This window comes from Polaromonas sp. P1_G4, from assembly GCF_056405475.1.
In genome coordinates this window covers 1-10532 of record NZ_JBFUCA010000105.1, presented here as the reverse complement: position 1 = coordinate 10532, position 10532 = coordinate 1, and the positions used below count along the sequence as shown (strand labels likewise).

The following is a 10532-nucleotide window of genomic DNA, read 5'->3' as shown; positions in this document are numbered from 1 at the left end:
AGCAGGACACCCATCCGTGGTCTCTATGAAGTGCGGGTCGGTTTTGATATTTTTTATACCGACGAGCAAGGCCGCTACCTCCTGCGCGGCAGCCTGCTGGACACGCAGACCCGCAGGAACCTGACGGAGGAGCGGGTCGAGAAACTGAGCGTCGTTGATTTTGACAAGCTACCTGTGGAAGATGCCTTCAAGATCGTTCGCGGGGACGGCGCGCGCAAGCTGGCCATATTCGAAGATCCCAACTGCGGCTACTGCAAACGCTTTGAACTAGAGATGGCCAACGTTAGCAATGTCACGGTCTACGTTTTTCTCTACCCCGTGCTGGGCCAGGATTCGACCATCAAGTCCCGCAACATCTGGTGCGCCGCCGACAAAGCCAAGACATGGTCAGACTGGATGACGCGCAGCACGACCCCGCCTCAAGCCGACTGCGATGTGAATTCGCTCAAGCGCAACCGGGAATTCGGCCAGAAGTACAACATTACCGGAACGCCGACAGTCATCTTTGCCGACGGATCGCGTGCGCCGGGCGCCATCAGCGCACAGGAGGTCGAAAAAAGATTGGTYAGCCTGAGAACAACGTCATGACCTGTGCAGCAGGGTTATTTTTGGAACGGATGATGGGTTGTTTCACCAACACACGCGTTGTTCGATTTCAGGCGCCTCCGGCAGAATCTTTTCGCACGCAAAACAGCTAGGCCGGCAGGTTCAGAACGATCAATTTAGAACCGCATCCATAAGCGTTTCTCTGGGAGGGGAATTCAGTGAGTCACGGTACGTTTGAGCTGGAGATTGCCCCCAGGGCCCAGCGCTGGAAGACTGCGCGCGGCTTCACGCTGCTGGAGCTGCTGGTCGTGGTGGTCATCGTCGGCTTGCTGGCCGGGCTGGTCGCGCCGAGCTACTTTGACTCGGTCAGCAAATCCAAATCCAAGATCGCCAAGGCGCAGATCGAGTCGCTCGACAAGGCACTGGACCAGTACCGACTGGATGTGGGCGTCTATCCCACGGCGGAGCAGGGACTCAACGCGTTGAACACACAGCCACCGGGGATCACAAAATGGCAAGGGCCTTACTTGAAGAAAGCTCTGCCCACCGACCCCTGGGGCAACGACTACGCCTATGTGCTGAAGCCGGGCGCGGGCGCCATCGACATCATTTCCTACGGTGCCGACGGCAAGCCCGGCGGCACCGGCGAGGCGCAGGACGTCTCGCTGCATTCGGTCAATTGACGTCAGCGCTGGCGCCAGAACAGTTTCACGCATGCTCGCGGCTCACGCCTTGTTTGACGTCGTCACCCGCGACGGTGCGGGACGCATCGCGTCGCGCCAGGTGCGCGCGACCACGGCCGCCGAAGCGCTCGCACAGACAGCGCGCGGTGGCTTCACGGTTCTAAGCTGCGAGGCGGCCAAGGAATCCAGCGCCGGCCTTGGCGGATTGATGCGAGGGAAATCCACGCAACCTTCCCGCTCAGGCCTGGACACCGCCTCCTTCTCACAGGATTTTGCGGCACTGATCGACGCGGGTCTTAGCGTGACCGAAGCGTTGCAGACCCTGAGCATCAAGGAAACGGCTGGCGCGCGGCGCGACCTCATCGAACAGGTGGCGCGCGCGGTGTCGGAAGGCCGCAACCTGTCGGCGGCCATGCGGCTCACGGGCGCCTTCCCCGAGCTGCTGATCGCCACGGTGGAAGCGAGCGAACGCACCGGCGACCTCGGCAAGGGCATGGCCCGCTATGCGGCCCATCAGAGGGAGATGCAGGCACTCAAGGACAAACTCATTGGCGCTTCGGTCTACCCCTTGGTGCTGCTCGTGGTCGGCGGGCTGGTTGTGATGTTCCTCATGGGCGTGGTGATTCCGCGTTTCGCCGGTCTGCTGGACAGCACCCGCACCCAGTTGCCCATGCTCTCGGCGGGCCTGATGGCCTGGGGCCGGTTGGTGGCCGCCAAGCCCTGGGTACTGGTGCTGTTCTTCGGTGGAGTCCTGGCGCTGGGGACCTGGGTGGTCGCGCATTTCCGCGCACATGGCATGCGCTCGCGCTGGCTGCAACGCCTTCCCTATATAGCCGGCGTGATCCGCGAGTTCCAGCACCTGCAGCTTTACCGCACCATGTCCATTCTGGTTTCGCGCGGCATTGTGATCCACCGCGCCATGGAGCACGGCGCCAAGCTGCTGGGCGATGCGGACCGCGAACGTCTGGTGCGCGCCGTTGTGCTGATGCGCGAGGGCCTGAGCATGAGCGCGGCCCTGTCCGGCGCGGGCCTGTCCGACCCCGTGGCCACCAGCATGCTCAAGGTCGCGGAGCGGACCGGCTCCATGTCGGAGATGCTGGAGCGCATCGCACAGTTCTATGAACGCCGGCTGCAGCGCTCCATCGACGTGGCCACGCGTGTCATCGAACCCGCGCTGATGATCGTGATCGGTACCGTTATCGGCGCCATCGTGGTCCTCATGTACTTGCCCATCTTCGACCTGGCTTCCAGCCTGAACTGAGCTTCGCATTGCTTTCGCCCATGAGCGCCCTCCTCCCCTTTTCCCCGCCAGCCGACTCGGACACCGTTCCGGCTTCATCGGCCGGCGGCCAGGCCGGGCGCGCGCTGATGCAACAAGCCGTGCAGGCGGCACCGGTGGGATCGCGTCTTCAGTGGATGGTGCGACAAAGCGGACTAGAGGGCACGCGCGTACTTGTGGACGTCGCGGCCGCGCTGGGCCTGCACGCCATGGCCACGCAAGACCTGCAAGACATCACACCCGACTTCGAACTGATCTCGTTTGCCGACTGCCAGGCGCGAGGCTGCCTGGGCGGCTGGTCCATCGACGCTGCTGGCAACAAGCTGCGCACGGTCGTGGTCAGCGACCCGCTGGACCTCAAGGGCCAGGAGTGGATAGACCTGCAACTGGGCGATGCAAACGCGGGTGAAGTGATTCGCGGCCTGGCACTGATCGAGGACATGCAAGCCTGGCTTGCGCATGCCGAGCGCAACCTGATGGCCATGGGCAGCGACCAAGAGGAAGATGCCGGTGGCCTTGCACAGGCGGAATCCGTCGATGCCTCTGCCGTGACCCTGTCCATCGCAGGCATAGAGACCACGGCGAACCCACTGGTGCGGCTGGTTGATTCGATCTTGTACGACGCGCTCAAGATGGGTGCGTCCGACATTCACTTTGAAACCCAGCCGGCCGGCCTGCACGTCAAGTACCGGATCGATGGTGTGCTGGAAAATGTCAAGCGCATCGACAGTGCCGAGATGGGACACCAGGCGATCTCGCGCATCAAGGTGCTGTCCGAACTCGACATCTCGGAGCGGCGCACGCCGCAGGACGGCCGCTTCAAAGTCCGCGTCGAGCGGCGCGAGATCGATTTCCGGGTTTCCATCATGCCCAATCTGTTCGGCGAAGACGCCGTCCTGCGCGTGCTGGACCGCAAGCACCTGACCGGCCAGTTCCAGACGCTGAGCCTGGACACGCTAAGTTTCGCGCAAAGCGCCAAGGACTTTATCCGCCAGGCTTCCAGCCTGCCCTATGGGCTGCTGCTGGTGACCGGCCCGACGGGCAGCGGCAAGACAACCACGCTGTATGCGGCGATCTCCGAGATCAACACCGGCCTGGACAAAATCATCACGATTGAAGACCCGATCGAGTACCAGCTCAAAGGCGTCCTGCAGATTCCCGTCAATGAAAAAAAAGGCCTGACCTTCGCGCGCGGGCTGCGCTCCGTGCTGCGTCACGACCCGGACAAGATCATGGTGGGCGAGATACGCGACGCCGAGACGGCTCAGATCGCGGTACAGGCCGCGCTCACTGGCCACCAGGTATTCACCACGGTGCACGCCAACAATGTGTTCGACGTCATAGGCCGCTTCAAGAACATGAACGTCGACAGCTACAGCCTGGTGTCGGCCCTGACCGGTATCGTCGCTCAGCGCCTGCTGCGCGCCGTGTGCGTGCATTGCGCTGTGCCCGCCGACATGACACCCGAGCAATTGACACAACAGGGCATCCCCGTGGAACGCCTGGACCTGGACCAGGCGAAATTCATGCATGCCGTGGGCTGCGCGCATTGCCGCGGCACCGGCTACAAGGGGCGCCTTGCGATTGCCGAGACGCTGGAGATGGACGATGACATACGCGATCTCCTCGTGCGGCAGGTTTCGATCTCGCAGATCAAGCAGGTAGCGCGCGGCAAGGGCTTCATGAGCCTGCGCGACTCGGCTGTGGCCCTGGCCATGGGAGGCCAGACCACTGTGGAAGAGATCAACCGCGTCACACCCCGGGAGAACCTGCAGAACACGCAGAACGTAGAGGCTGCTCATGCCTGATCGCCAATCATGAAGGCCGTGATTCACCTGGACATTGGCACCTCTCAGCTAAGGGCGACGCTCAAGCCGGCCGCGCCCGGCTGGGGCCTGCGCCTGGTGCGCAATCTGCGCCGGACGCTACCGGGAAAAAGCTTGCCCGCTAAAGAAGCCGCGGCCACCGCCATTGTCGAAACGGCAAGCTGGGTGTCAGGTGCCACGCRCGCCGACAGCATCACAGCCCTGATCGAAGCCGCCGCGCAAGCGGTGCATGCGTTGCGCGCACGCCAGACGGAATCTCTCGATGGCAGCCGCCTCGTGGTGCGTACGGGGATGGGCACTTCCTATGTCGGCATCGCGCCCATGGATTTTTCTTCACCTTCAGCGCGCTCCGAGCCGCAACTGCGGGCCGTTGCAAGAGCACTGTCCCAAGAGGCACTTGGCATCGAAGCAGCCGGGCATGAAGTACGCTGGCGCATCGAGGCCAACCAGACGCATCTGTGCGTGATCACGCTCGAGTCGGCCTTGGTCGCCGGCCTGCAAGCGCTGGCCCAGGCCCAGCGCATGACGCTTGCAAGCTGCCAGCCGGCCATCGTGGCGCTGCTCGACAGCGAACTCCAAAAATGCCGGCGCCAGCGCGATGCGCGCACACTGGTCTGGACAGAGCTGGAAGCCTCGGGGTGCCGTCATGCGATGGTGACCTTCATCCGCTTGATGAACGGCAGCGCCGTCACTGCATGGCGCACTGTCACGCCTCTTCCAACGACCGCAGACGATCCCTGGCTTCAGCCCGCGCTGGACCGTTTCCTGATCGCCTCGGGCGCGGGCATCGATGAACAGGCCGTTCCCTGCGTCTGGCCGGCCCATGCGGCAGAAGCATCACCCACAGTTGCCATGGAGCTGGCAGCATGAGCCGGCATCTGGTCGAGAGCCCGTTCGAGTTCGCGCCGGGCGCGCCGCGCTACCGCCCCTTGAGCTGGCTCATCCTGGCCGTGGGCACCTGCGCCGCATTCTCGGGCCTGTACATGACCTCAAGGGCCGGGRCACAGCTTGAGGGTGTCCGGTCGCAGCAGGCCAGGATTTCCAAACAGCAAAGCGCGCTGAGTGAACAGATGCGGCAGGCCGAGAACAATCCCGCCTTGCTCGAAAAGATCAAGGCCAGGCGGCAGCTCGAAGCCTTGCTGCAAACACCGTGGTCGCTGATGTTTGAAGCCCTGGAAGCCGCAGCCGACACCGTCGAAGGCCGGGTCACCCTGCTCTCCATGGTGCCTAACACCACCAACCCGGCCAACCGCAAGATCGAGCTGACCCTGATGGCCTCGAACTACCCGTCCATGCTGGCCTACACCGAGGCCATGAGCACGGTGAGCGGTTTCTCGGACGTGCGCATCATGAGCCACCAGTTCGATGAGCGCAGCAGCCCAGCTACCTTCCGCTTCCGGCTGACGGCGAGCTGGAATCGTCTCAATGAAGGTGTTTTCCTGGCAAAGGAACCGTCGAGCAACACGCTCAGTCCGCTCATACCGGCGGACATCTCGCCCTCCGTATTGAAGCCGGGCATCAGCAAGGCGCCCTCGCCATGATGCGCGGCCCCGCTTTCATAACCAGGACGCTTGACCGGCTCCGAGGCGGCGCGGGCCTGGAGCCATTGCGCGCCCTCGGCTGGCCCGTGCTGTGCGGCGTCGGGCTGATGCTGGTGGGTGCCCTGCTGCTGGGCCTTTCCCATCAGCTGCGACTGCAGAAAACCACGCTGCAGCTGGAGCTGAAGCAGACCCAGAAACCTGGCCCCAAGCTCGCCGTGAATCCTGTGCGGGGCGTGCCTGTCATCTTCCCGCCTTCGGCCGACTACACGGCCGATCTGGCACAGATTTTTGACATCGCAAAAAGCCTGGGCATCGTGTTGGCCAGTGGCGACTACCGCGATGCGGACCCGACGGCCCTGGGCCTGGACACCCGCCTGGTGGATCTGCGCATCACCGAAAACTACGGCAAGCTCAAGGAATTCCTGGCCAGCGTGCTCAATGCCATGCCACACGCGGCAGTGCAGGAATTGCGCATAGAGCGCAAGGACGGCACAGCCGTCAAGCATCAGATATTCCTCAAGCTCGCGTTCGTGTATTCACCGCGGGCGGGCGACATCCAGGGGCCACCCGCTGTCGGGAAGAGTCCAGCGAATGTCTCTGGGCCCATCACTGCAAAGGCCATGCCGTGAACCAGTCACCGCCAGATCGCACTGCCGCCGCATCTGCGGGCTGGAAGAAGGCCCTCATCCTGGTTGCGGCCGGCCTGGGCAGCTTTGTGYTGGCGGCCGGCATGCAAGGCAAGTGGCAGTCTGGCCAGGTCGACGCAGCCCTTGACCTGGCAGCACCGCCGCGCCCGCGCACAGCCTCACCGTCCGTCTCTCCGCAGTCCGGCACGGCGCTGCCGCCCCTTGCCGACGTTGCATCCCCAAGCCTGGATGTTGTCGCGATGAACAGCGCCAGCCAGCGCATGAACAAGATGGTGGTACGCGATCCCTTCGGCCCGCTGGCGCCTGAATTCATACCACCATCAGAAGTCGTTGCCCCGCCTGCGCCACCACCCACCTTTGCCAAGGCCCGCAAACCGCCGCCACCGCCCGTCGCTGTCGAGCCACCTCCACCCACAGCGCCGCCACTGCCGTTTATCGCGGTGGGCGCCATCCAGGGCAAGAGGATTGGCAATGGCCAGCAGCAGRCCTTCATCCAGCAGGGCGACAACCTCACCGTGATCCAAAAAGGCGACACCGTCGCCGGCAGCTACCGCGTCGACGAGATCACCAGCGACCGCGTGGTGTTTACCTATCTGCCTCTGGGCCAAAAACAATCGCTTCTACTTCTGGATAACCCAAGATGAAACCAATTGAACGGATTGCCGCGATTGCCGGAAGTGGCAACCAAGCAGAGCGCGCGGGCAAAGGACGCAGCCATATGACGCCTATCGCGTCGGCCGTACTGACCTGCCTGCTGCTCACGGCCTGCGCCGGCGCGCGCTATCACAACGACGGCATGAGCCAGATCGGGGAGGGAAACATCGACACCGGCATCGCCTCACTGAAGAAGGCAACGGAGCTCGATACCACCAACCAGTATTACAAGATCGACTATCTGGTGCAGCGCGACAAACACGCCGACAGCTTCGTCAAGCAGGCAGACCAGGTGCGTGCCAGTGGAGATATTGCCGGCGCACGCGACCTCTATGGCCGGGCGCTGGCCTTGAACCCCAGCAATGTCCGTGCGGCGACGGCCTTGAAGGCGCTGGACCAGGACGTCCGCAACGACCAGCTGCTGGCCGAAGGCGAGCGTTACCTGAAGGACGGCAAACTGGAGGCGGCGAGCGAGCGAGCGACGCGGGTGCTGGCGGACCAGCCCGGCCATAAGCAAGCGGCGCAGCTGCGAAAAGCCGCCCTCGACGCCAAGGCCGCAGCCGATCTCGAGCGTGACCGTTTCAGGGAAGCGAAGTCGGTAATGAGCTCCCCGGTAACGCTGCAGTTCCGCGATGCCACAATGCGTACCGTGTTTGAAGCCCTGTCCCGGTCCACGGGCCTGAACATCCTGCTGGACCGCGAAGTCAAGTCTGACGGCAGGGTCACGATCTTTGTGAAGGACGTCGCGGTCGAAGACGCCATTGACCTGATCCTGATGCAGAACCAGCTCGAAAAACGCATCGTCAACAGCAACACCATGATGGTGTATCCGGCGACGGCGGGCAAGCAGTCGGAGTACCAGGAACTGACGGTTCGCTCCTTCCGCGTCACCAACAGTGACCTCAAATACCTGGCCGGCATGCTCAAGACCATGCTCAAGCTGAAAGACGTTTCAGCCGACGAGCGCAGCGGCCTGCTGGTCATACGCGACACGCCTGAAACCCTGCGCATCGCCGAAAAATTGATTGCCCTGCACGACGAGCCCGACCCGGAGGTCATGCTCGAAGTGGAAGTGCTGGAGATCTCGGAGGGCCGCAACAGCAACCTGGGCGTCTCCCCACCCAGCGCCATCACCATCGGCACACCCAGCGGCGGCGCGACCACGCCGGGCGGGACCGTCAGCAGCCTCACCATCGGCCAGCTCAGGCAACTGGGCGTGGGCGGCCTCACGGTCTCCCCGATTTCGGGCACGCTCAACTTCAAGCTACAGGACACCGAAACCCGCATCCTGGCCAGCCCGCGCATCCGGGCGCGCAACCGCGAAAAAGCCAAGATTATGATCGGCGACCGCGTGCCCACCATCATCAACAACGTCACGCCGGTCAACGGCGGCTCCTCCGTTGTCACCGGCACCATCACCTACCAGGACGTCGGCCTCAAGCTCGAGTTCGAACCGCAGGTCTACGCCAGCAACGACGTGGGCATCAAGATCAACCTCGAGGTCAGCAACATCGCGCGTGAATTCACCGACCCGCAGGGCAGCCGCTCGTACCAGATCGGTACGCGCAACGCCAGCACCTTTCTGCGTCTGGCCGATGGGGAGACGCAGGTCCTGGGCGGCCTGATCACCGACGAGGAGCGCAACACCGCCGACAAGATTCCGGGCCTGGGGCACTTGCCCATGGTGGGACGCTTGTTCGGCAACTCGAGCACCACCAAGTCGCGCTCTGAAATCGTGCTCGCCATCACGCCACGCATCGTGCGCAACTACGCCAATCTCGGCCTGGACCGGGCCAGCGTGTTCTCGGGAACGGCGCTGACACTGCGCGACCGGCAGATTCTGGGTGACCCAGTGGGCGGTTTGAGTCTGCCCAACGGACTGGGAGGCCGTCTCGCGCCAGCCGGCGGCATCACGCCTGCACCACAGATGCCGGGAGCACTGGGGACGCCATCGCCTACGCCAGCCATTTCACAACCTCTTCCGCAGCCCATTCCCGCCATGCCGCTGAGTGGTGGTGGCCTGGCGCCACCCCCACCCATGATCAAGCGTTAACGAGAGGCGATGTGACTCCCTTCTCCAGCAGTTTCCGCAAGATGGATTTGCGAACGGTCGCAGGCCGGAAGCGCAAGGCACGCTACCGTCCGCGCCCTCGCCGCCCCCATGCGGCAGGTTTCACGCTGATCGAACTGCTGGTGGTGTTCTCCATCCTCGCCCTACTTTTGACGCTGGCCACGCCGCGCTACTTCAAAGCGGTGGATGGTGGCAAGGAAAAAATCAAGGCACAAAACCTCGCCACACTGCGCGATGCAATCGACAAGTTCCGCGCCGACCAAGGCAAGTACCCGATGCAATTGCAGGAGGTGGTGGACAAGCGCTACCTGCGCGAGATCCCGCTGGATCCGGTGTCCGGCTCCCGAGCCTGGGAGGTTTTGCCATTTCCAACCGGCGCTGAGCCAGGCATCTACGACGTACGCGCGCCCCTTGTGCCAAACCCAATCCCGCCAAAGGAAGGTGTCGAGCCACCCACTACGGAGATCGCGCCGTGAAACCGTCGGGGCAAGGCGGCTTCACGCTGATCGAGCTGCTGGTCTCACTGGCCATCGTGGGCCTGCTGGCCATGGTGGCCGTGCCGCTGACCCAGGTGGTGCAAACACGCGCCAAGGAGGCCGAACTCAAGCAGGGCTTGCGCACCCTACGCCGGGCGCTGGATAGCTATAAGGCCRCATCCGACGCCGGGGTCATCGACAAGGGGGTAGGCGCCTCCGGCTACCCTCCGTCGCTGGAGGTGCTGGTCAACGGCGTTCCGCGCTCTGCGGCTTTTGGTTTCTCCGCGCAGCCTTTTGTGGTGCTGCGCAGGATTCCGCGTGACCCTTTCGCCGAAGATCCGGCCCTTAGCGATGTGCAGACATGGAACACCCGCGCCTACAGCAGCAGCGCTGAAGCACCGCAACCGGGTGCGGACGTGTTCGATGTCTCCTCGAAGTCGTCCCAGCGCGCGCTGGACGGGTCGGCTTACAGCGCTTGGTGACGGGACTCGTTCAGCCATGACAAAAGCCACCCGCCCGCGCAAGGCTTTGGCCTCGCAGTCAGGTCTGGTGTTGCTCGCGGTGCTGATTTTTCTGCTGCTGACTACCTTGGGTGCATCGGCCATGGTGGAACTGCAGCGCACCCACACCCAGCGCGCCAAAGAGACCGAGCTGCTGTTCGTGGGAGACCAGTACCGCCGCGCAATCAAGTCTTACTACAGCAGTGTGCCAGCGGGGAAAAGCCAGTCTTTGCCGCGCTCACTCGACGATCTGCTGGAGGACAAACGTTTTACTGCGCCTGTGCGTCACCTGCGTCGCCTGTATCCAGA

11 protein-coding genes and 1 pseudogene are annotated in these 10532 nt (G+C 63.4%); all 12 read left to right on the top strand.

Annotated elements, in window-relative coordinates; translation table 11 throughout:
* On the top strand, positions 1 to 588 hold a 588-nt coding region (locus AC1D1X_RS07540), incomplete at its 5' end, for a DsbC family protein (protein WP_477698072.1).
* A gap of 176 nt (positions 589 to 764) precedes the next feature.
* A complete protein-coding gene (gene gspG, locus AC1D1X_RS07535) occupies positions 765 to 1229 on the top strand; it encodes a type II secretion system major pseudopilin GspG (protein ID WP_477670760.1) in 465 nt (154 codons plus the stop codon).
* A 31-nt stretch (positions 1230 to 1260) separates the two neighbouring features.
* Positions 1261 to 2490 (top strand): type II secretion system F family protein, encoded by a 1230-nt coding sequence (locus tag AC1D1X_RS07530; protein WP_477670761.1) that lies wholly within the window; start codon positions 1261 to 1263, stop codon positions 2488 to 2490.
* A 20-nt stretch (positions 2491 to 2510) separates the two neighbouring features.
* Positions 2511 to 4316 carry a GspE/PulE family protein gene (locus AC1D1X_RS07525; protein WP_477670762.1) on the top strand — a complete coding sequence of 602 codons (1806 nt, stop codon included), beginning with the start codon at positions 2511 to 2513 and terminating at the stop codon, positions 4314 to 4316.
* A 9-nt stretch (positions 4317 to 4325) separates the two neighbouring features.
* Entirely contained in the window at positions 4326 to 5204 is an 879-nt protein-coding gene (locus AC1D1X_RS07520; RefSeq protein WP_477698071.1) for a hypothetical protein, read from the top strand.
* Positions 5201 to 5875 carry a hypothetical protein gene (locus AC1D1X_RS07515; protein WP_477698070.1) on the top strand — a complete coding sequence of 225 codons (675 nt, stop codon included), beginning with the start codon at positions 5201 to 5203 and terminating at the stop codon, positions 5873 to 5875. The genes AC1D1X_RS07520 and AC1D1X_RS07515 overlap by 4 nt, the downstream gene beginning before the upstream one ends.
* On the top strand, positions 5872 to 6504 hold the full coding sequence (locus AC1D1X_RS07510; RefSeq protein WP_477670765.1) for a hypothetical protein: 633 nt from the start codon (positions 5872 to 5874) through the stop codon (positions 6502 to 6504). Before AC1D1X_RS07515 ends, AC1D1X_RS07510 begins: the two co-directional genes overlap by 4 nt.
* Entirely contained in the window at positions 6501 to 7166 is a 666-nt protein-coding gene (locus AC1D1X_RS07505) for a hypothetical protein (protein WP_477698069.1), read from the top strand. The genes AC1D1X_RS07510 and AC1D1X_RS07505 overlap by 4 nt, the downstream gene beginning before the upstream one ends.
* A complete protein-coding gene (locus AC1D1X_RS07500) occupies positions 7163 to 9229 on the top strand; it encodes a secretin N-terminal domain-containing protein (protein ID WP_477670767.1) in 2067 nt (688 codons plus the stop codon). The genes AC1D1X_RS07505 and AC1D1X_RS07500 overlap by 4 nt, the downstream gene beginning before the upstream one ends.
* An 11-nt stretch (positions 9230 to 9240) precedes the next feature.
* Entirely contained in the window at positions 9241 to 9723 is a 483-nt protein-coding gene (locus tag AC1D1X_RS07495) for a type II secretion system protein (RefSeq protein WP_477670768.1), read from the top strand.
* A complete protein-coding gene (locus AC1D1X_RS07490) occupies positions 9720 to 10205 on the top strand; it encodes a type II secretion system protein (RefSeq protein ID WP_477698068.1) in 486 nt (161 codons plus the stop codon). Before AC1D1X_RS07495 ends, AC1D1X_RS07490 begins: the two co-directional genes overlap by 4 nt.
* Before the next feature lie 16 nt (positions 10206 to 10221).
* Positions 10222 to 10532: pseudogene (locus AC1D1X_RS07485) on the top strand (type II secretion system protein); the annotation flags it as partial.